This is a genomic window from Nocardiopsis sp. B62, from assembly GCF_018070675.1.
GTDB classification, from domain to species: domain Bacteria; phylum Actinomycetota; class Actinomycetes; order Streptosporangiales; family Streptosporangiaceae; genus Nocardiopsis; species Nocardiopsis prasina.
This window is the reverse complement of record NZ_JAGPXK010000040.1, coordinates 1-20235: the sequence shown is the minus strand read 5'-3', so window position 1 is coordinate 20235 and position 20235 is coordinate 1. Positions and strand designations below refer to the sequence as shown.

17 protein-coding genes, 1 pseudogene and 1 CRISPR repeat array are annotated in these 20235 nt (G+C 70.3%); of the genes and pseudogenes, 12 read left to right on the top strand and 6 right to left on the bottom strand.

The genetic code is table 11. From position 1 onward, the window contains the following. Positions 1-143 precede the first annotated feature (143 nt). From KBX21_RS25110 to KBX21_RS25095, 4 genes and pseudogenes are all read left to right on the top strand, one after another. Positions 144-1682, top strand: coding sequence for an MFS transporter (locus KBX21_RS25110; RefSeq protein WP_049576157.1), 1539 nt, complete (start codon positions 144-146; stop codon positions 1680-1682). 110 nt (positions 1683-1792) lie between these two features. Next, complete coding sequence (locus KBX21_RS25105) at positions 1793-2593, top strand: SAM-dependent methyltransferase (protein ID WP_049576160.1); 801 nt, start codon at positions 1793-1795, stop codon at positions 2591-2593. A gap of 150 nt (positions 2594-2743) precedes the next feature. Then, complete coding sequence (locus tag KBX21_RS25100; RefSeq protein WP_210844125.1) at positions 2744-3607, top strand: class I SAM-dependent methyltransferase; 864 nt, start codon at positions 2744-2746, stop codon at positions 3605-3607. After that, positions 3604-4434 (top strand): annotated as a pseudogene (locus KBX21_RS25095) (YbhN family protein); the annotation flags it as partial. The gene KBX21_RS25100 and the pseudogene KBX21_RS25095, both read left to right, overlap by 4 nt. Before the next feature lie 15 nt (positions 4435-4449). On the opposite strand, the gene KBX21_RS25090 reads toward KBX21_RS25095, so the two are convergent. Beyond that, a complete protein-coding gene (locus tag KBX21_RS25090; RefSeq protein WP_082206583.1) occupies positions 4450-5229 on the bottom strand; it encodes a creatininase family protein in 780 nt (259 codons plus the stop codon). Between the two features lie 329 nt (positions 5230-5558). Beyond that, entirely contained in the window at positions 5559-6947 is a 1389-nt protein-coding gene (locus KBX21_RS25080; RefSeq protein WP_049576195.1) for an NAD(P)/FAD-dependent oxidoreductase, read from the bottom strand. Between the two features lie 162 nt (positions 6948-7109). Between KBX21_RS25080 and KBX21_RS25075 the strand changes: the two genes are divergently transcribed. After that, complete coding sequence (locus KBX21_RS25075) at positions 7110-7766, top strand: TetR/AcrR family transcriptional regulator (protein ID WP_049576199.1); 657 nt, start codon at positions 7110-7112, stop codon at positions 7764-7766. A gap of 15 nt (positions 7767-7781) precedes the next feature. Here KBX21_RS25075 and KBX21_RS25070 read toward each other — a convergent pair whose 3' ends face one another. Further along, entirely contained in the window at positions 7782-9212 is a 1431-nt protein-coding gene (locus tag KBX21_RS25070) for a gamma-aminobutyraldehyde dehydrogenase (RefSeq protein WP_210844103.1), read from the bottom strand. Between the two features lie 195 nt (positions 9213-9407). Between KBX21_RS25070 and KBX21_RS25065 the strand changes: the two genes are divergently transcribed. Next, entirely contained in the window at positions 9408-10058 is a 651-nt protein-coding gene (locus tag KBX21_RS25065; protein ID WP_210844101.1) for a maleylpyruvate isomerase family mycothiol-dependent enzyme, read from the top strand. Positions 10059-10067: 9 nt separating this feature from the next. Here the strand turns inward: KBX21_RS25065 and KBX21_RS25060 are convergent, their stop codons facing one another. Next, positions 10068-11075: an alpha/beta fold hydrolase gene (locus KBX21_RS25060; RefSeq protein WP_210844099.1), complete on the bottom strand. Its 1008-nt coding sequence runs from the start codon at positions 11073-11075 to the stop codon at positions 10068-10070. A 92-nt stretch (positions 11076-11167) separates the two neighbouring features. Between KBX21_RS25060 and KBX21_RS25055 the strand changes: the two genes are divergently transcribed. From KBX21_RS25055 to KBX21_RS25040, 4 genes are all read left to right on the top strand, one after another. Beyond that, a complete protein-coding gene (locus KBX21_RS25055) occupies positions 11168-11734 on the top strand; it encodes a TetR/AcrR family transcriptional regulator (RefSeq protein ID WP_049576215.1) in 567 nt (188 codons plus the stop codon). 50 nt (positions 11735-11784) lie between these two features. Then, positions 11785-12726, top strand: coding sequence for an SDR family NAD(P)-dependent oxidoreductase (locus tag KBX21_RS25050; RefSeq protein WP_210844097.1), 942 nt, complete (start codon positions 11785-11787; stop codon positions 12724-12726). A gap of 226 nt (positions 12727-12952) precedes the next feature. Then, positions 12953-14419 (top strand): MDR family MFS transporter, encoded by a 1467-nt coding sequence (locus KBX21_RS25045; RefSeq protein ID WP_049576223.1) that lies wholly within the window; start codon positions 12953-12955, stop codon positions 14417-14419. Positions 14420-14459: 40 nt separating this feature from the next. Further along, on the top strand, positions 14460-15338 hold the full coding sequence (locus KBX21_RS25040) for an aminoglycoside phosphotransferase family protein (RefSeq protein ID WP_210844090.1): 879 nt from the start codon (positions 14460-14462) through the stop codon (positions 15336-15338). A gap of 105 nt (positions 15339-15443) precedes the next feature. Further along, positions 15444-15839: a CRISPR direct-repeat array (repeat unit 29 nt; unit sequence GGGTCCATCCCCGCGTGCGCGGGGAGCAG). Positions 15840-16458: 619 nt separating this feature from the next. Here KBX21_RS25040 and KBX21_RS25035 read toward each other — a convergent pair. Together KBX21_RS25035 and KBX21_RS25030 are read right to left on the bottom strand one after the other, a co-directional pair. Continuing rightward, on the bottom strand, positions 16459-17805 hold the full coding sequence (locus KBX21_RS25035; protein WP_247666312.1) for an HNH endonuclease signature motif containing protein: 1347 nt from the start codon (positions 17803-17805) through the stop codon (positions 16459-16461). 432 nt (positions 17806-18237) lie between these two features. Beyond that, a complete protein-coding gene (locus tag KBX21_RS25030) occupies positions 18238-18630 on the bottom strand; it encodes a GNAT family N-acetyltransferase (protein WP_210844088.1) in 393 nt (130 codons plus the stop codon). A 146-nt stretch (positions 18631-18776) separates the two neighbouring features. Between KBX21_RS25030 and KBX21_RS25025 the strand changes: the two genes are divergently transcribed. Together KBX21_RS25025 and KBX21_RS25020 are read left to right on the top strand one after the other, a co-directional pair. Then, complete coding sequence (locus tag KBX21_RS25025; protein ID WP_210844086.1) at positions 18777-19145, top strand: DUF3817 domain-containing protein; 369 nt, start codon at positions 18777-18779, stop codon at positions 19143-19145. A 214-nt stretch (positions 19146-19359) separates the two neighbouring features. Next, positions 19360-20163, top strand: a complete 804-nt coding sequence (locus KBX21_RS25020; RefSeq protein WP_210844084.1) for a peptidoglycan recognition family protein — start codon at positions 19360-19362, stop codon at positions 20161-20163. The last annotated feature ends 72 nt before the right edge of the window (positions 20164-20235 follow it).

The window sequence follows — 20235 nt, the reverse complement described above, 5'->3', positions numbered from 1 at the left end:
GTGCATAGGGTGCAAAAATTCTTGCGATGCATTTTTGCCGCCCCGGCAGATCTCTTCCGCCCGCGCACCCTCACCCGTTTCTCCTTCACCAGAGGCCAGCCTTGAGTACTCCTCAGTCCCAGGGCACCGCACGTACACCGATCATGCGCACCCTGAGCGGGCTGCTGATCGTCCTCGGCGTGACGATGCTCAGCGGCACGATCGTCTCGGTCGCGCTACCCCAGATCCTCGGGTCCCTCCAGGGCACCCAGTCCCAGTACACCTGGGTGGTGACCGCGACGCTCCTGGCGTCCACGGCCTCCACTCCCGTCTGGGGCAAACTCGCCGACCTCTTCCCGAAGAAGCGGCTGCTCCAGATCTCGATCGTGCTGTTCATCGTGGCCTCGCTGCTGAGCGGGTTCGCCCAGAACACCGAACAGCTCATCGCCTTCCGCGCCCTCCAGGGACTCGGGATGGGCGCCTCCCAGGTCCTGGTCCAGGCCACCATCGCGGCCCTGGTCAGCCCCAAGGAACGCGGTCGCTTCAACGGCATCATCGGAGCCATCATGGCCGTGGCCACCGTCGGGGGCCCGCTGATCGGCGGGGCGCTCACGGACGCCTCCTGGCTGGGCTGGCGCTGGTGCTTCTTCATCGGCGTCCCGTTCATGCTGGTCGCGCTGGTGGTGCTCACCCGCACCCTGCACCTGGTGGAGGAGCGCCGCGCCAACGTGCGCGTGGACTACCTCGGCGCCACGCTGATCGCCGCCGGGGTCAGCACCATCCTGCTGTGGGTGACCTTCGTCGGTGCCAGCTTCGCGTGGATCTCCTGGCAGACCGGCGCCATGGTCACCGGCGGACTCGCGCTGCTGGCCGTGGCCGTGTGGGTGGAGAACCGGGTGGCCGAGCCGGTCATCCCTCTGCACCTGGTACTGCGCCGCGAGCCCATGATCGCGATCGTGGCCAGCGTCGCGGTGGGCATGGCGATGTTCGGCGGAGCGGTCTTCCTGGGCCAGTACTTCCAGCTGGCCCGGGGCTACTCGCCGACCGCCGCCGGGCTGCTCACCACCCCGCTGATGCTCGGCATGATGGTCTCCTCCACCATCTCCGGCTGGCTGGTCTCCCGCTCGGGCCGGGTCAAGGCCTACGTCGTCACCGGCCTCGTGTTCCTGTCCCTCGGGTTCCTGCTTCTGTCCACCATCGACGCGACCACCTCGCTGTACGTGGTGTCCCTGGGCATGCTGGGGGTCGGCGTGGGCGTGGGCATGTCCATGCAGAACCTCGTGCTCGTCGTGCAGAACTCGGTCCCGCTGCGCGAGCTCGGGGCCGCCAGCGGGGCGATCACCTTCTTCCGGTCCCTTGGCGGCACCATCGGCGTCTCCGTGCTCGGGGCGATCCTGGCCAACCGGGTGAGCACGAACGTCACCGACGGCCTCGCCGTCTCGGGTGTGGAGGTCCCCGCCGGAGGCGCCGACGGCACCACCCTGGACCTGGCGGGTATGCCGCCGTTCCTGCGCGAGATCGTCGAGGGTGCCTACGGCTCCTCCACGGGCGACATCTTCCTGGTCGCCACCGGTATCGCCGTGGTCGGTCTGGTCGTGGCGCTCTTCCTGCCGCGAGTCCAGCTGCGGGACACCGTGGACATGGCACCGCCCGAGAAGGAGGAGCGGCCGGAGCCCGGGGAGCGGGCGACGCTGTCCTCCTGATCCGGAAGACCCCGTGGCACGGGGCCTTCCGTCTTGCGCCGGGGTGGTTCGGGTTGGAGACTGCGGAGTGGTTCCCCCGAGTCCCCCCACCCACAGGAGCGCGAGACCCCATGACGGACACCCCGATCGACGGCACCGTCGCCCACACCGCCCGCGTGTGGAACTACTGGTTGGGCGGAAAGGACAACTACCCCGTCGACCGCGAGGTCGGTGACCGCGTCAGGTCCCTGTTCCCCCAGGTCGCGGAGGCCGCGCAGGGAGACCGTCTCTTCCTGCGCCGCGCCGTGGGCCACCTGGTCCGGGAGGAGGGGATCACCCAGTTCCTCGACGTCGGTACCGGGCTGCCCACCGCCGGCAACACCCACGAGGTGGCCCAGACGCTCGACCCCTCGGCCCGGGTCGTGTACGTCGACAACGACCCCCTGGTCCTGGCCCACGCCCGCGCGCTCCTGGTGGGCACCGACGCGGGTCGGACCCAGTACGTGGACGCGGACCTGCGCGACGTGGACGCGGTCCTCGAAGCCGCCAGCGAGACGCTCGACCTGGCGCGGCCCGTCGGGCTGACCCTGATGGGCACCATGGGCCACTTCGAGATCGGGGAGGCGGTCCGCCTGGTGCGCGCCTACGTCGACCGTCTGGCCCCGGGCAGCTTCCTCGCGGTGTGCGACGGCGTACTGGCGCACATGGAGGTCGAGGACGCCGAACGGGCCGCCGAGGGCATGCGGGTCTGGGAGCAGCACGTGGCCCAGAAGTACCACATGCGCACCGTGGAGGAGTTCCGGAGCTTCTTCGACGGCTACGAGTTGGTGGAACCGGGCGTGGTCTCGGTGTTCCAGTGGCGGCCCGAACCCACCGAGGTGGGCACCGTGCGCCCCATCCCCCAGTACGCGGGCCTGGCCCGCAGGACCTGACCGGACCGGCCCCCGAAGGGGCCCCGGGAGACAGATCCGGGCAAAGGCTTCCTGGATCGGACCTCCCGGACGCACCCGAGCTGGCACTCTGGGAGGAGGCGTCCGCACGTTGGCGGTCGCACTCCACCGGGAGGAGTCCCGTTGAGCTCTGTGTCCGAGAACCCACCGCCCGCCTTCGATCCGGGTTGGTTGGCCCTGCGGGAGGGCGCCGACTCCGAGGCCCGCGCCACCGCGACGCTCGAAGCGCTCCGCGCCTTCCTGGAGGGGCCCGGCGGCGCACCGCGCGCACGGCCGGTCAGGATCGCCGACCTCGGGTGCGGCTCCGGCTCCCAGGGGCGCTGGCTGGCGCCCCGGTTGTCCGGGGCCCAGCACTGGACCCTCTACGACGTGGATCCCGGCCTGCTGTCCCTGGCCGGGGCGTACCTGCCCACGACCTCGGCGGACGGCGCGCGGGTGAACGCGCGGATGTGCCTGCGGGACGTGGGTACGATCACCGCACAGGACCTTTCCGGGGTTGACCTGGTCACCGGGTCGGCCCTGCTGGACCTGCTCACACACGCGGAGTTGGAGGCGATCGTGCGGGCGGTGACCGGTGCGGGCTGCGCCGCCCTGTTCACGCTGTCGGTGGCCGGCCGGGTGGAGCTCTTCCCGGGTGACCGGGACGACCCCGCGCTGACGGAGGCGTTCAACGCCCACCAGCGCCGGGGCGGCCGGTGGGGGCCGGAGGCGGCCCGAGCGGCCGCGGGGTCGTTCGGCGAACACGGGTACCGAACCCTGGTCTCGCGCAGCCCCTGGCGATTGGGCCCGGAGAGCGTTCCGCTCGTTCGTGCCTGGCTGCGGGGGTGGGTGGAAGCGGCCCTGGAGCAGGACCCGGACGCGGCCGTGGGCGGATACCTGGAGCGTCGGCTCGGCGAGTGCGAACGGGGTGAACTCGGCGTGATCGTGCACCACGACGACCTGTTGGCGCTCCCCGGGGAGGGACCACCACCCGAGGAGGCCGTGCCCCACCGATGAACGGCACCGGAGGACGGTGGTCCAGGATCGTGCGCCCGCTGGTCGGGGTCGCGGTCCTGGCCGGGGTGGTGTGGTGGTTCCCCCTGGAGGCCTTCACCGCCGCCTTCGGCGCGGTCGACCCCGCCACGGTGGCGGCGGCGCTGGGGATCGGACTGTTCACGACCCTGCTGTGCGCGGCCCGCTGGATCCTGGTGGCACGCGGGGTGGGCCTGCGCCTGCCGTGGTCACGGGCGGTGGGCGACTACTACCGTGCGCTGCTCCTGAACGCGGTCCTGCCCGCAGGCGTGCTCGGGGACGTGCACCGGGCGTTCAGCCACGGTCGCTACGCGGGAGACCTGGCCCGTGGGGTGCGCGCGGTCCTCCTGGAGCGCATGGCCGGGCAGGTGGTGCTCGCCGCGACCTGCGCGGTGCTGCTGTTCACCCTGCCCACCGCCCTCCTGGGCCCGGGGCTGCTGGCGGTGGCCGCCTCCCTGGGTGTGTTCGGCGTGCTGGCGTTGGTGGTCGGGGTCGGCTGGGTGCTCGGGCGCCGACGGGGGTCGGCCTGGTGGCGGACCCTGTCGGCGACGGTCGCGGACACCCGGGCCGGTCTGTTCACGGTGTCGACCGGCCCGGGGGTGGTCCTGCTGTCGGCGGCCGCGCTGGCCGGACACCTCACCCTGTTCCTGGTGGCGGCCCGGGCGGTGGGGATCGCCGTGCCCGCCCCGGTCCTGCTCCCGTTGTTGGTGCTGGCGCTGGTGGCGATGAGCGTTCCGGCCAACGTGGGCGGGTGGGGGCCGCGTGAGGCGGTGACGGCGCTGGCCTTCGGCGCCGCCGGGCTGGGCGCCCAGGCGGGCGTGACGGTGTCAGTGGCCTACGGGCTGCTGGCCCTGGTCGCCGCCCTTCCCGGCGGGCTGGTGCTGGTGTGGCGGCTCCTGCGGGTCGAGCACGTTGAGGTACCCGGCGAACACCTTCACCAGGTGCGCCAGAAGATCACGGCCCTCGGCGGCCGTGGCGCGTGAGGGCTGTCCCACCACTCCGGAACGCGTGTAGCGGGACAGTCCCGTGGTGAGCATGTGGTCGCGCCGGTCGGCGAGGTGGTCGGCCTCCTCGTAGCCGGGCCGGACCAGGTCCGGGCGCACGTGGAGCAGGACCGAGGTCTCCAACTCCCCGGCGTGCATGTCCCGGTCGTTGGTGGTGTTCATGCCCGACGCCCTGCGGGCGGCCTCCCAGTCGTGTGGGCCGGGGAAGAGCGCCATGTCCCCGCGCGAGGCCTGGACGAGGTTGGCGAGCACGTGGTTGCCACCGTGCCCGTTGACCAGGACCAGTTTGGTGGTGCCCGCGGCCCGCAGGGACGCCGCGATGTCGGAGGCCATCGCGTACAGGGTGGGCGCGGTGACGCTGACGGTTCCGGGCCAGGCCTCGTGTTCGTGCGAGCAGCCGAAGCTGATCGGGGGCAGCACCCGCAGCCCGGGGTGGGCGTCGGCCAGGCTTCGCGCCAGGGCGCAGGCGATGACGGTGTCGGTGGTCAGCGGCAGGTGGGGGCCGTGCTGCTCGAGACTGCCCACGGGCAGCAGCGCCACCCGGGCGGCGCGTGTGCGCTCGTCCTGGCTGGTGTCGCCGGGCAGGGGATCGGAGAAGTCCATGGGGCCATCCTCCCTCGTGGCGACGACCGAACGCGGCGCCCCCTCCGCCCCCGGGCGCGCCGGACCCCGGACCCCGTCTCGGCTCGGGGGCCCTGACCGGCCCCCGCCTCCAGCCCTCCCCCGGCTTTCAGTGGCCCAGGCGTCCTCGCCAGGCGGACACGCGCATGCTGGCCTCCAGCGTGCCGGGACCGGGCTGGGACCCGGCCGAGGTGGTCCGGCTGCGCGCGGAGTTCGCGGCGGCCTCGGGGGCGTGACGCCCCGGAGCTGACACGGCGACGAGGCCCGGCCCTGCTCACTCGCGGGGCCGGGCCTCCTGGCGTCGTGGGAGATCAGCCGGTGGTGTCCGTGAGGGCCTCCTCCGCGGCGCGGCGGCCCTGGCGCAGCGCGCCGTCCACGTGCTGGTACCCCTCAGCTGCCAGGTCCGAGCATGCCCAGCCGATCGGGCCCACGGGTGCGCGCTGGTCGGCCCCGTAGCGGTGCAGCCCGCCGAGGTCGTAGCTGGCGGCGTAGGCGCCCCGGGTCCACTCCTCGGAGGCGAAGTCCGACTCGAAGTAGACGACCGGCTCCAGCGCCTCCTCTCCGAGGTAGTGGGAGAGGGACCGCAGGATCGCGTCCCTGCGGTCCTCGGCGGACCGGCGCAGGAGGTCGTCGGCGGGCTCATCGGAGACGAAGGCCACCAGGGTGCCGCGCTCGTCCCCGTGGTTGGTGTTGTCGTAGACCTCCTGGCAGAGCTCCCTGGCACCGAACCCGGTTCCGGAGAGCCCCCGGTCCCGCCAGAACGGGCGGTCGTAGACCGCGTGGACCTTGATGACCAGGCCCATGGACGTGTGCTGGTGCATCTGCTGCTGAAGCCACGGCAGTGCGGGTTCGAAGGTGATCCGGGAGTACAGGGTGGGCGGTACCGCCACGATCACGCGGCGGGCCCGTACGGTCGCGCGTTCGGAGATGACCGTGGCCCCCTCCTCGCTCCAGCGAACGGTCCGGACCGGGGTGTCCAGGAGGACCGTGCCCTCCCCCAGCGCGTCGGCCATGGTCCGGGAGACCGACTGCATACCGCCCACCACCCGGCGGTCCAGGATGAAGTCCTCGTCCACCAGGTGGGAGAACGACCCGGCGGAGGCCGCCATGAGGACCGCCTGGAGCGCGGAGAAGGCGTGGGCGGGTTTGGTGAGCATGCCCCCGGCCATGAAGATGCCGATGTTCTCGCGGGCGGCCTCGTCGTCGGTCTGGCGCCGCAGCCACTCGGTGAAGGTGACGGTGTCCAGCTCACGGGCGAGCGGGTGGTCCCAGGGGCGTTCGACGCCGATCTCCTCGACCAGACCGTCCAGGGTCGCGATGACCCGCGCCATCTCCGCCTCGGTCCGCTCCCCCGCCGGGAACATGTCCCCCGTGTACTCGTGCCGGGAGCCGTCGGGGGCGAGGTAGACGTTGGCGCCCTCGCGGTGGCGCGGGTAGGTGTCCAGCCCGAGCTCGTCCAGGAGTCCGAGCAGTTCGGTCTGGTCGGGCGAGACCCACTGGCCGCCCAGCTCCAGGAAGGCCCCGTCGACCTCGCGGGACCAGGTGCGGCCGCCCACGCGGTCGCGGGCCTCCAGGACGGCCACGGTGCGTCCGGCGGCCTGGAGGGTGCGTGCGGCCATCAGTCCGGCCGGGCCCGCGCCCACGACCACGACGTCACGGTCGATGACCTCGTCGCTGCCGATGACGTGTGTGCCACTCATGGGTGCGCTCCTTCGAACCATTAAATGAATACCATTCATTAACGGACACGGGGCCCCCGGTGTCAAGCGGGACACTCCCACGAGCAGCACTGATACCGGCGCCGACGCGCCGCTCCTAGACTGGTGGCGACCTCGTCCGGGCCCGACAGGAAGCAGGCGCCAGTGAGTCAGGGAACGCGCAGTGGGCGGGGCAGGGGCAGACCCTCCTCACCGGTGCTCTCACGTGAACGCGTCACCCTGGCCGCTATCCGGATCGTCACCGAACAGGGCTACCGGCACCTGACCATGGCCGCCCTGGCGAAGGAGCTCGGCGTCGCCGCCTCGGCGCTGTACAACCACGTCGCCTCCAAGCGCGACGTGCTCATCCTGTTGCAGGAACGCGTGAACGAGCGGATCGACGACTCCGCCTTCGGCACCGAGCCCTGGGACCAGGCCCTGCGGCAGTGGGCGCGCTCCTACCGGCGGTGCTTCATGGAGCACACGGCGCTCATCCCGGTCATGGCGGTGCTACCCGTGGCCGACTCCCCCGGGACGCTGCGCATGTACGAGCGCGTGACCCGTGCCCTGGAGGACGCCGGGATCGTCGGCGCGGACGCGGTGGACATCATCGTCGGTGTCGAGGCGCTGGTCTTCGGAGCCGCCTACGACGCCTCCGCCCCCGAGGGGATCTTCGATCCGGGCGGGATGGGGGAGGTCGCGCCCACCTTCACACGGTTCGCGGCGCAGAGGTCGGCGGACCCCCGCGCGGCCGCCGACCGGGCCTTCGAGCTCGCACTCGACGCCCTGGTCAGCGGCCTGCGCCAGAGGTACACGGACTGAGCCGCAGGGCCCGGGTCACCCCTCCAGCGCGTGCATCACGTGCTTGACCCGGGTGTACTCCTCCACCGAATACAGCGACAGGTCCTTGCCGTAACCCGAGGACTTGAAGCCGCCGTGCGGCATCTCCGCCGTGAGCAGTACGTGGGTGTTCACCCAGACACAGCCGAAGTCGAGATCGCGGGTGAGGCGCATCGCGGCGGCGTGGTCGGAGGTCCACACACTGGAGGCCAGTGCGTAGTCCACGTCATTGGCGAGTTCCACGGCCTCCGCCTCCGAGGAGAAGGTCTGGACGGTCAGGATCGGACCGAAGGTCTCCTCCTGCACCAGCTCGTCGTCCTGGCGCACGCCGGTGATCACCGTCGGCTGCACGAAGTAACCTTCGCCCTCGACCGCCCGGCCGCCGGTGACCACTGTGGCGTGTTCGGGCAGACGCGCGAGCTTGCCGGTAACCGACGCGAAGTGGCGGGCGTTGTTCAGCGGGCCGTAGTCGTTGCGCGACTCGTCGGCCTCTCCCGTCCGGGTGCCGCGCGCGGCCTCGGCTAGCAGCTCCACGAAACGGTCGTGGGCGCTCTCCTCGACCAGGACCCGAGTGACGGCGGTGCAGTCCTGCCCCGCGTTGAACGTGCCGAACTCCACCAGGGCCTTCGCGGTGGCGGGCAGATCGGCGTCGGCGAAGACCACCGCCGGGGCCTTGCCACCCAGCTCCAGGTGGCCGCGCTTGAGCCCCTTGGCCGCCGAGGCGGCGACCTGCTGGCCGGCGCGCACCGATCCGGTGATGGAGACCATGGCCGGTTCGGGGTGCTCCACCAGGAGCCGCCCGGTCCCGGCGTCGCCCAGGACCACGTTGAACACGCCCGCAGGGAGGATCTCACCCATCAGCCGGGCCAGGACCAGGGTGGACTCGGGGGTGGTGTCGGAGGGCTTGAGCACGACGCAGTTGCCCGCGGCCAGGGCGGGGCCGATCTTCCACACCGCCATGAGCAGCGGGTAGTTCCACGGCGTGACCTGGGCGACGACCCCGACCGGCTCACGGCGGACGTAGGAGGTGTGGCCCTCCATGTACTCGGCGGCGGCGCGGCCCTCCAGGGTGCGGGCGGCACCGGCGAAGAAGCGCAGGTGGTCAACGCCCATGGCGATCTCCTCCTGGGAGATCATCCACCGGGGCTGGCCGGTGTTGCGGTGCTGGGCCTCCACGATCTCCTCGGCGTTGGCCTCGACCGCGTCCGCGATCCTGAGCAGCAGCCGCTGCCGCTCCCCAGGGGTGACGCGCCGCCAGGTGGCGAAGGCGGTGCGCGCCGCGTCGAAGGCGGCGTCGACGTCGGCCTGGTCGGAGACGGGCGAGACCGCGACGGTGGTCCCGTTGGTGGGGTTGACGACGTCGAGCCGGTCCTGACCGTGGGCGTCGACGAAGGCGCCGTTGACGAAGTTCTGGAGGGGACTGCTCATGAGGTCGCTCCTGGGACGCCGGTTAATGATTGGCGTTCATTTTAGAGGCAGGGCGAGTGAGCGGCAACACACCCCAGCGACTTTCGAGAGCGAAGGGAGCGGGACCTTTGCGTCGTGCATTCCTGGCGGGAGCGGGGAGACGGTGTCGGCGCGGCCCTTCCCGAAACTGTCGGCGCCGGTCCGTAGAGTGCGCTCATGGAGACCACCGACCCCAGGCGCATGCTCGCCGTCGAACACGCCGCCCTCGTGGCCGACCTGCGGGAACTCACCGACGAGCAGTGGAACCAGACCTCACTGTGCACCGAGTGGAACGTGCACGAGGTGGTCGCGCACCTCGGCTCGGGCATGACCATCGGCCAGCTCGGATGGATCGTCTCCATCCTGCGCTCGGGCCTGCGCCCCGCGGTCCACAACCGCAGGCAGATGGCCCGCTTCGCCCGACACGAGCCCGCCGCCACACTGGCCAGGTTCGCCGCCCTGGGTACCGAGGGCGGCGAACCCGTGCGGCTGCCCTCCGGCGACCCCTCCCCCTGGCTCGGCGAACTCGTCGTGCACGGCCAGGACGTCCGCCGCCCGCTCGGGATCGAGCGCGAACCCACACCTGAGGCGGTGGCCGAGGTGGCGCGGTACCTCGCCTCCCGCGACTTCGCCGTGAACAGCAGGACCCAGGTCAAGGGGTTGCACCTGCGGGCCACAGATTCGGACTTCACCACGAACGACCCCGGGCTGCCCGTGGTGGAGGGTCCGCTGCTCGCGCTCGTCATGCTCATGGCGGGCCGTCCCGCCTACCTGGACCAGGCGAGCGGCACGGGCCTGCCGGAACTGCGCAGCAGACTGGAGGCCTGACCCGGGGGCTCAGCCGTCGTGGGCGGCCCAGTACGCGGCGAGCTCCGCGCCCAACTCGTCGGCGGCCTGCATGGGCAGGGAGTGGGTGGTCTGCGGCCAGACGGTGACGGGTTCCCTGCCCAGTTCCCGGGCGCGCTCCCCGGCCTCCTCGCCACCGGCCAGGGAGCTGTCGCTGGCCAGGTCGATCCGGACCGGCATCGACATGGACCGCCACTCCTCGTCCGAGAGGGTGCGCGGCACCAGGGTGGCCGAGTCGTAGTGCCGTGAGCCCTGGTCGATCATCGACGACATCGGGGTGCGCTCGCGGACCTCCTCGACCGTGACCCCACCGATCTCCGCCATGCCCCGGTCCTTCCACGACTGCGGCACGGGGAGCAGCAGCAGCGAGGACCACAGGTAGGTGGAGGCGGGCAGCCCCCGCAGGACCATCACCGGTTCGAGAAGTGTCAGCGAGGCCACCCGACCGGGGTGTTCGAGCGCGTGGACGGCGGCGATGGCCCCACCGAAGGAGTGCCCCACCACGTGGACGCGTTCCAACTCCAGCTCGGCGAGCACCTGTTCCACCCAGGCCGCCTGGTCGTCGAACGAGGTGAACGGCGTCGACTGCGTGGACATCCCGGCGTCACCGATCGCGTCCATCGCGTAGAGGGTGCGCTGGCCGACCCAGTGGGTGATGTTCGCTCCCCACATCGGCGCCCCGGACCGGATTCCGGGCAGCAACACGACCGGCGGGTCGCCCTTGGCCCCCTCCTCGGTGGCGGTCCACTCGTACACCCGCACGGACCCGTACTCGGTGGCGACGTCGTGGGAGCGGGTGGGCTCGGGCAGGGTCGCCATCACGTCGTCGTAGGCCTCCCGGTAGGAGGCGTACCCCTCCGAACTGCGCCAGTGCCCCACGGTGGGCTCAGGCGCGACGAACGCGACCGCCTTGTCGACGACCAGCCAGGCCACCGCCAGCACGGCCAGGACCTGGAGCACGCGGCGTAGCCGGGGACGGCGGTCTTTGTGGTCGCTCATGGCCCTCCAAGGAAAAATACGATCGTATTGACCGCACTCCGAGTGTACACCCATCTCAATACGATCGTATTTTCCTTGGCTAGGATGGGAACATGAACAACCCGGAACCCGACCCGAGACGGACCGAGATCTTCCACGCGGTGTGGCAGGTGATCGCGGAGAACGGCATGGGAGCCGTGTCCATGCGCAACGTCGCCACGGCCGCCGGGGTGTCGGTCGGACGCATCCAGTACTGGTTCCACAGCAAGGACGAACTCCTCCAGGCCAGCCTGGAGGCGATGCTGTCGAGCGCCGAACGGCTCCACGACGAATCCACCCGGGACACGGACGACCGCGAGACCCTCTGGGAGCTGGTCGGGCACCCCATCCCCCGGGCCGAGACGGCCCGCGCCGGGGTCTCGGTCTTTCACCAGTACGTCGCCGCCGGGTTCAACCACCCTGCCCTCGCCCGCCTGCTGGCCGAGGCCAAGGAGGGGGAGGAGGCCGAAGCCGCCCGGCTCCTCGGCAGGGTCGCGCCCGACCTCCCCGACCCCCGTGCCGCCGCGCGTGGCCTCATGGCCACGGCCGACGGCCTGTCCATGCGCGTCCTGATCGGCGGCCTCTCCTCGCTGGAGGCCGAACGGACCCTGCGCGGCCAGTTGGACCGGCTCCTGGCCTGACCCCTAGGCTGCCGGACCCGAGGACCATCCACAGAGGGGAAACGGAGCACATGGGCTGGCAGGCGCCGAACATGGACGGACGCACGATCGCGGTGACGGGCGCCAGCTCGGGGATCGGGCTGTGGATCACCCTGTTCCTGGCCCGGGCCGGGGCCGACGTCGTGCTGCTGTGCCGCGACACCCGACGCGGCGAGCGGATCGCCTCGGCCCTGCGCGAGGAGGTCGAGGGCGCCCACGCACGGGTGGTGCGGATCGACACCTCGGACCTGGCCAGCGCCAGGGCGGCCGGAGCCGAACTCGCCGACCTCCCGCGGCTGGACGCCCTGGTCAACAACGCCGGGCTCGTGGGCGCACCGGCGCAGCGCGAGGTCAGTGTGGACGGGCACGAACTGACCCTGGCCACCAACGCGCTCGGCCACCACATCCTCACCCACGAGGTGCTGGAGACACTGGAGCGGACCTCCGGCCGCGTCGTCTGGATGGGGTCGATGAGCGCCAAACTGGTCCGCCCCTCCCCCGACGACCTCGAGCTGGAACACACGTACTCACCGTGGCGGGCCTACGCGCAGTCCAAGCTGGTCACCCACGCGCTCGGGTTCGAACTGCACCGAAGGCTGGCCGAGCGCGGATCGAGGGTACGGAGCCTGGTCGCGCACCCCGGTTACTCGCTGCCGGTGCTCTCACCGAGCGTGGGAGAGCTCTTCACCCCGCCCCGGCCCACGGCCCTGGACCGGCTCCAGTACCCGTGGGCGCAGGGAACCGACCGGGGCGCACTGCCCGCCGTGCTCGCGGCCACCTCCCCCGAAGCCCTGAGCGGCCAGTTCTACGGGCCCCACGGTGGTCTGCGCGGCGAGCCCGCCCTGTCCGGAGGGGTCACCGGGGTGGAGGGCGCGGGTTCGCGCGGAACCGGCGGCCCGGGACGCAGGAGCATCGACCCGTTGGTCGGGGCGGCCGTGTGGTCGTTCGCGGCGCGGGCCTGCGAGCTGGCCTGACCGACGTGGGGAAGGGCACAGGAGGAAGGTGGTTGCACAACGCGCAAAATCGGGCGAGACGGGGCGTTTCGTCGCCTAACCTGGAAGCCACAGTGGCGTTCTCGGCGGAACATCCCCTTCCGTCCCGGAATACTGCCGTGACCAGCGGGGTTGATCGTTCGGACGGTACAGCCCGCACCCCGCTCATCCCCCGGATCCAGGCCACCCCAAGCGCGCAAGGAAGTATGTGACCAGGCAACCCGACGTGACAAACTCCGACGAGGTCGCGGACAAGCGCGCGACCCGACTCGTCATCCCGCTCCTCCTTGTCTCGGCCTTCGTCGTCATCCTCAACGAGACGATCATGGGTGTGGCGCTGCCCGCGCTCAACCGCGACCTCGGCATCTCGGTCTCCACCGGGCAGTGGCTGACCTCGGCCTTCATGCTCGTGATGGCCGTGATCATCCCCGTGACCGGGTTCCTGCTGCAACGGTTCCACCTGCGGCAGGTCTTCATCGCCGCGATGACCCTGTTCAGCATCGGTACCCTGATCTGCTTCCTCGCGCCGAACTTCACGGTCCTGCTGCTGGGCCGGATCGTGCAGGCCAGCGGAACCGCCATCATGATGCCGCTGCTCATGACGACCATCCTCAACACGGTCCCGGCTGACCGCCGCGGCCGCGTGATGGGCAACATCTCCATCGTCATGGCGGTGGCGCCCGCTGTCGGGCCGACCCTGTCCGGGCTCATCCTGAGCGTGCTGGATTGGCGTTGGCTGTTCGGGCTCGTGCTGCCGATCGCCCTGCTCGCCCTCGGGCTGGGCGCCGCCTTCATCCGCAATGTCACCGAGCCCCGCGCCGCCCGTATCGACGTGCTCTCGGTGATCGTGTCCGCCTTCGCCTTCGGCGGCCTGGTCTACGGCTTCTCCAGCCTGGGCAAGGCGGCCGACGCCGACGCGCCCATCCCGCCGTGGGTGGCGCTCCTCGTGGGGGCCGTCGCCCTGGTGCTGTTCGTGTGGCGCCAGATCGGGCTCCAGAAGGAGGACCGGGCCCTGCTCGACCTGAGGGTGTTCCAGTCCCGCCAGTTCTCGATCTCCATCGGGCTGGTGCTGGTGAGCTTCATGGCGCTGTTCGGCACGATCATCCTGCTGCCGATCTACATGCAGAACGTGCTCGGCCACGACACACTCGCGACCGGTCTCACCCTGTTGCCCGGTGGTCTGGTGATGGGTCTGCTGGCCCCGTTCGTGGGTCGGCTGTACGACCGCTTCGGGCCCCGGCCCCTGGTCACCCCGGGAGCCGGTGTGGTCACGCTCGTGATGTGGAGCATGACCTTCTTCGGCACCGAGACTTCGCTCGGGTACGTCGTCGCCGCGCACATGGCGCTCAGCGTCGGGCTCGGACTCATGTTCACCCCGCTGCTCACCGGTGCGCTCGGTTCCCTGCGGCCCTCGCTGTACTCCTACGGCAGCGCCGTGGTGGGCACCGTGCAGCAGGTGGCGGGCGCCGCCGGCACCGCGACGTTCATCGCCGTGATGTCCGCCGTCGCCGCCAGTCAGCTCAACGACGGCGCGGACGCCGTCGTCGCCGAGGCGGGCGGTATCCACATGGCGTTCGTCCTGGGTGCGGTGATCGCCAGCCTGGCGTTCTTCGCGACCTTCCTGGTGCGCCGGTCCGAGGCCGGTCAGGAGCCCGAGAGCCTTCCTGTTCACTGATCCCGAGCTGTAGGGGGGCGGCGACCACCGCCCCTCTACAGTGGGCTCCGTGAACGAGCCACTCGTACGAGCCCTCCTCGAAGAGCAGCACCCGGATCTCGCCAGCAGGGACCTGCACCCCGTCGAGGGCGGCTGGGACAACCAGATGTGGCGCCTGGGCGAGGACCTCGCAGTCCGGATGCCCCGCTCTCAGCGCGCGCCCGACCTCCTGCGCATGGAGTACCGGTGGTTGCCGACTCTGGCCCCGCGTCTCTCCCTGCCCATCCCGGTCCCCGTGCGCCTCGGCACGCCGTCCCCACACTTCCCCCACACCTGGCTGATCACCACCTGGATCACCGGTGACCCTGCGGACCTCTCTCCCGTGACCAGAGATCCCCACACGCTCGCGGACTTCCTGACCGAGCTCCATCGCCCAGCCCCAGCTGACGCGCCGGCCAACCCACAGCGCGGTATGCACCCACGCGACCTCATCGGGGACTTCGAGCAGTTCGAGCAATACGCCCGAAGCACCGCGGACCCCGACCAGATTCCCCGGATCCTGAAGGTCTGGCAGGCCGCAGTTGACGCACCCCAGTGGCATGGCCCCCCGGTGTGGCTGCACGCGGACCTGCACCCGGCCAACGTCGTCACCACCAACGGAGCCCTCACAGGTGTCGTGGACCTCGGCGAACTCTGCTCAGGCGATCCCACCACGGACCTCTGCGCCGCATGGGTCCTGCTCCCCAACGCCACGGAGTTCTTCGCCAGGTATCCCACCGACGAGGCCACCGTCCAACGCTCCCGAGGCTGGGCCGTACTTCGGAGCCTCGGCCTCATCGAGATCGGCCGTGCCGGCGAACAGGGCCTCCCAGGTGGCAAGCCCACCTGGAAGCCCGCAGGCGAAAAGGCCCTCTCCCGAGCACTCGCGTCATTCCCCTAGCCAACTCACTATTCCGCGTGCGCGGATCGTTTGTCTCTGCTTCGGGCAGTTTTGAAACTCGCACGGAAGCACTCCAGCCACTTGCGGCGCCATGGTGGCCTCCTTGGGCCCATCCCCGCGTGCGCGGGGAGCAGTCCTCCAGCGGGTACAGGTCCTGGCGGTGGATGGGTCCATCCCCGCGTGCGCGGGGAGCAGTATGACGCAGGCCCCGGTTACATCGCGGGAGCCGGTCCATCCCCGCGTGCGCGGGGAGCAGGCCTTAGGTCTTCCAGAGGCCGAGACTCAGATGGGTCCATCCCCGCGTGCGCGGGGAGCAGTGGGTGCCGAAGGCCATCTTGGGCGAGCAGGTGGGTCCATCCCCGCGTGCGCGGGGAGCAGTTTGAGGGCTTCCAGGGGAAGATCGAGACTGAGGGGTCCATCCCCGCGTGCGCGGGGAGCAGTCCAGGCCCTCGTTCTGGAGCACGTTGGCCGCGGGTCCATCCCCGCGTGCGCGGGGAGCAGGCTTTTTGACCTGCGGACTTACCGGTGGTAAGTGCTCGTTTTTCCAACTTGTTGAGAAACAGACAAAACCGGCATCCGCCTTCGTTGTTGCTGTCACGGGCGAGCCTATAGCGGGAGCGATGGGTTCCTCCTCGCCTGCGCTGACCGGGATGCGTGTCGCGGCTGGTCACGCTTCCCGACGAAAGAGCGGCAGCGAAGGAGGGTGCGGGGCCAGGGCTGGTGTTCATCGTTTCGCGTGTCGTGGTGGCTGGGGTGGTGGGCGCACAAGCGGCAGCGAAGGAGGGTAGGCCCCCAGGCCTGTGGGGCGCGGGTCGCGTGTCGCGGCTGGTCACGCTTGCCAGCGAAACAGCGGCAGCAAAGGCGGCCAGTGCGTGGGGGCGGGCGGGCCGCGCGGGATGGGTGGGGGTGGAGACCAAACCGGCTCCGGCGGAAGTGGGGGCCAACCCGGTGTCGGCGGTGGGAACGGGTGCTTGTGCGGTGGAGGGTGGGGTGGTGTTCATGGGTGGGCCTCCTTTCTGGCGGGTGTGAGTAGCAGGGGCGCGGGCGCCTCGGGGCACAAGCGCTCAGGGGGTGGGGGCCTGGTTTCGGGGTGTGGCGTGCTGGGGTAGGGGCCCGGCACTCACTCGCGGTGCGGCGGCAGCGGTGGTTCTGGTTCTGGGGGTGGTGGTTCTGGTTTTGGTGGTGGGTCTGGGGGCTTGCGTGCGGGGCGGCCTTTCCAGGCGGCCCGGTGGGGGTTGTTCTCCCGACTCCATTTGAGCCGGTTGTGGGTGGAGCACAGCGGCTGAATGTTTCCTGCGCTGGTGCGCCCGCCCTGGGAGTAGCTGGTGATGTGGTCCGCTTCGGTGGCGCTGATCGGGACATCGCACCCCTGGGGCCAGGCGCAGGTGGTGCGCCCGTGGTGGGCCACGGTACGGATCTGTTCGGGGGCGTTACGCATCCCGCGTCCCACGTCCAGGGGCTTGCCGCTGGCGGGGTCGGTGATCACCCGCCGCAACACACTGTTAGGGGCCATGGCGTGCACGGCTTCCATGGCCAGCACCATCCCGTCCTGCGTCGCAGCGGCCGTACTGGTGTCACTGGACTGGCCGGTGTAGACGTCCAAGGGGACGGTCACGTTGATCATCGCGAGCGGACCGGGGGGTTTGGTGCACCCCTGGTGGCCCAGCGCGGCCTTGATCAGGTGCATGAACGCGTCGTAGGAACGCTCCGCTTTGGACTGCTCCGGCCCGGTGGGGTTGGGGGGTTTGGTGAAGGCCCCCACGGCTTTCTCCAACAGTTCGGCGTCCACTTCCGGGCCCCAGGCTTGGAGGTAGAAGGAGCCTTCGAAGCTGCGCACCACGTCCAGGCGGCGGGCGTCGAAGGCTTTCTTGTACTCGTCCTGGACCAGGGTGGGGTGGAGTTGGGTGGAGATGCGCTTGCCGAGTTGGGTGAGTTGGGCGGCGGACAGGGTCGGCTGGTCGGCTTTGGCGGCCATGAGCCCGGAATCCATCAACACCCGAAACTCATCCGCGTCCGGGAATTGGTTCTTGTCTCGGGTGGTGGTGGCTGTTTCCACTGCTTTCGCGGTCGCAGCGGCTTCGCCCAGGGAAAGCACCCCGGTGTCCAGGGCTGTGCGGGTGTGGGGGAGTTTTTCGTTGAAGAGGGCTTGGGCCAGGCAGGCCAGGGAGCGGGCCTGGGCCGGGCTGGTGCCGAGGGCTTGGGTGATCCATCCGGCCAGGGTGCGTTGTCCGCCGACTTCGAGGAGGTTACCGGTGGACTGGATTTGGGCCAGGCGCAACAGGATGGCGAGTGTGGCCTGGTCCATGTCCTGCCACAGGTGACAGATATCGTCCAGCACCCCGGCCACCGCACCAGCCGGAGGTACCTCAGCCAGAGCGTGGGTGACCTGTTCCCTCGCGTGGCGCATCGCGGTCACAGCGGGAGAGTGTCCCGCCATTACCGTGTGGTGCGCGAAAGAGAAGGTCATGCTTCCATTGTATGCGCGAATAGAAGAAAAGGGAATGGAAGGCAAGGGGTAATGCGACCTGGAATGCCAGGTTTCTTTCCCTCGAGAAATGGCTTGTGGATAACCCGCGAAAGCCGCTCGGGTGTGTTAAGTGATTTCGTCCCAGGTGGTAACCAGCCGCGACACGGCCCCCGATCCGCGCAGGCCTGGGGGTGCTGCTTCCCTCGCTGCTGCTTTTCGTCCGCGACGGTGACCAGCCGCGACACGGGCACCGATCCGCGTAGGCCTGGGGGCGCTCCCTCCTTCGCTGCCGCCTTTCGTTCGCGACGGTGACCAGCCGCGACACGGGCCCCGATCCGCGCAGAACCAGGCGAGTGCGGCCCAGTGGGCTGCCCCCGCTCAATCAGGGGATGAAGGCTCTGTCCCTCTCTGCGAAGCAGCATTGACAGCGCCTCACCCGGAGACGCGGAGCAGACCCGCTCGAGTGTGGCGGAATCCGCAGGACTCGTAGAAGCCCTCAAGGTGGGGTTCGTAGTCGACGTGCAGCCAGTCGATGCCCAACTCTCGTAGGTCACCGATGAGCGCGGCGACAACTCGACCACCAACCCCGCGACGCTGGTGACCAGAGGAAACGGCCGTGTCCAGGAGGAAGGCGTGCGCTCCCCCGTCCCACACCGCGTGGACGAAGCCCACGAGCTTTCCCTCGTCGAAGGCCCCGACCCAAGAGCGGCTGTGACGTTCCAGCCGCTCAGACCAGGGAACCAGGAGAGGCTCGTGCCCGAAGGCATCGGCGTGGAGGCGGGAGAGTTCCCCGTCGTCGACGGGGCAGCACACCTGGATCTGCATGGGGAGACGGTACTCGGGCTCGCTCCCCCTGCGGAATGTCAACAGTCGCCCCCGGAACCGGGTCCCGACTGGGGTGACCTAGCCTGGTTGCGGCCCGGGAGTCCCTCGGGACCCTCCCCGAACAGCGACGAGCCCGAGGAACCCCGTTGAGCATCACGACCCTGATCGCCCGAACCTTCCGTGTGGTGGCCGTCTTCGAGGCCTTCACCTGGGCCGGACTCCTCGTCGGCATGTACTTCAAGCACCTCGGCAACGGCAGCGAGCTGGGCGTTCAGATCTTCGGCCCGCTGCACGGCGGCGCCTTCATGGTCTACGTGCTGGTTGCCCTGATCGCCGCCTACCGTCTGCGCTGGGGCGTGTGGCCGACCCTGGTCGCGTTGGCCGCTTCCATCCCTCCCCTGGGCACGCTGCCCGCCGACTGGTGGCTGCACCGGACCGGACGTCTGACCGATCCGGCCGAGCGCACGGACGGGACTCGGGGCACGAGCGCCGAGGAGCCCGCGAAGGTCGCCTGACCAGATCGCGGCGTGCCGGAAGACGCCAGGAAACACCAGCAACAAAGGTCACCCCTTACCCCAGCGTTCTCTTACTGAACAGAGGGGCAAGGGGTTTACCTTTTGTCCGATATCGGACAGCAGAATCTCGTAAGGGACCCTTTGCGTGCGGTGAGCCATCCATGTTCAGTTGTGAACTGGCAAGTAACCGGCTCCCATCAGAAGGGTCTCCCCCATGCCACAGCGACACGGACCGGACCGGCGCACGGTCCTTCGAGGCGCGGCCGTCGCCTCCGGCGCGGCCTTGGCTGGAGGCGCGTTCGGCGTCTCCACCGCGTACGCCGACACTGCCGCGGCAGCAGAACCGCCGATGTACTTCCGCGCCGATTGGGGCGCCCGCCCCCCGTCGACCCCCATCCAGGTCCTGGCGGCCCCGCCCAGCTTCGTGGTCGTGCACCACACGGCGACCGCCAACAGCGCCGACCACTCCGAGGGGCACGCGCTGGCGCTGTCCCGCTCCATCCAGAACTTCCACATGGACAGCAACGGCTGGGCGGACGCGGGCCAGCAGTTCACGATCAGCCGTGGCGGCCACATCATGGAGGGCCGCGACCGCGCCGTCCCGGCCGTCCGCGAGGGCCAGCACTGCGTGGGCTCTCACGTGGCCAACAACAACAGCACGTGCGTGGGCATCGAGAACGAGGGCACCTACATGGACGAGGGCCCCACCCAGGCCCTCACGGACTCCCTGGTGTCCACCCTGGCCTGGCTGTGCGGCGCCTACGGCCTCAACCCGCAGGAGGCGATCCTCGGCCACCGGGACTTCAACGCGACGGCCTGCCCCGGTGACGTGCTGTACGCGATGCTGCCCGACCTGCGCAACGCGGTCACCGGCGTGATGTTGGCCCAGGGCCTGGAGATCGGCACTCGCACGGTGCCCGCCCAGGACCAGCCCACCTACCCGCCCGTGCCCAGGGACGAGCCCCTGCGCGAGTTCGTCCACGGTCCCGGCCGAGGTGCCGACGACTTCACCCGCTGACCCATCCGTGAGGACGTCTCCCCGTTCGACGTCACTCAGGATCCGGTCAGACAGTCAGTGGCGGCGCCCCCC

Bases quoted from the DNA above. Each gene is read 5' to 3' on its own strand.
- KBX21_RS25110 (WP_049576157.1), top strand. From the start codon at position 144: ATGCGCACCCTGAGCGGGCTGCTGATCGTCCTCGGCGTGACGATGCTC.
- KBX21_RS25105 (WP_049576160.1), top strand. From the start codon at position 1,793: ATGACGGACACCCCGATCGACGGCACCGTCGCCCACACCGCCCGCGTG.
- KBX21_RS25090 (WP_082206583.1), bottom strand. From the start codon at position 5,229: ATGGACTTCTCCGATCCCCTGCCCGGCGACACCAGCCAGGACGAGCGC.
- KBX21_RS25080 (WP_049576195.1), bottom strand. From the start codon at position 6,947: ATGAGTGGCACACACGTCATCGGCAGCGACGAGGTCATCGACCGTGAC.
- KBX21_RS25070 (WP_210844103.1), bottom strand. From the start codon at position 9,212: ATGAGCAGTCCCCTCCAGAACTTCGTCAACGGCGCCTTCGTCGACGCC.
- KBX21_RS25065 (WP_210844101.1), top strand. From the start codon at position 9,408: ATGGAGACCACCGACCCCAGGCGCATGCTCGCCGTCGAACACGCCGCC.
- KBX21_RS25060 (WP_210844099.1), bottom strand. From the start codon at position 11,075: ATGAGCGACCACAAAGACCGCCGTCCCCGGCTACGCCGCGTGCTCCAG.
- KBX21_RS25055 (WP_049576215.1), top strand. From the start codon at position 11,168: ATGAACAACCCGGAACCCGACCCGAGACGGACCGAGATCTTCCACGCG.
- KBX21_RS25050 (WP_210844097.1), top strand. From the start codon at position 11,785: ATGGGCTGGCAGGCGCCGAACATGGACGGACGCACGATCGCGGTGACG.
- KBX21_RS25035 (WP_247666312.1), bottom strand. From the start codon at position 17,805: ATGACCTTCTCTTTCGCGCACCACACGGTAATGGCGGGACACTCTCCC.
- KBX21_RS25030 (WP_210844088.1), bottom strand. From the start codon at position 18,630: ATGCAGATCCAGGTGTGCTGCCCCGTCGACGACGGGGAACTCTCCCGC.
- KBX21_RS25020 (WP_210844084.1), top strand. From the start codon at position 19,360: ATGCCACAGCGACACGGACCGGACCGGCGCACGGTCCTTCGAGGCGCG.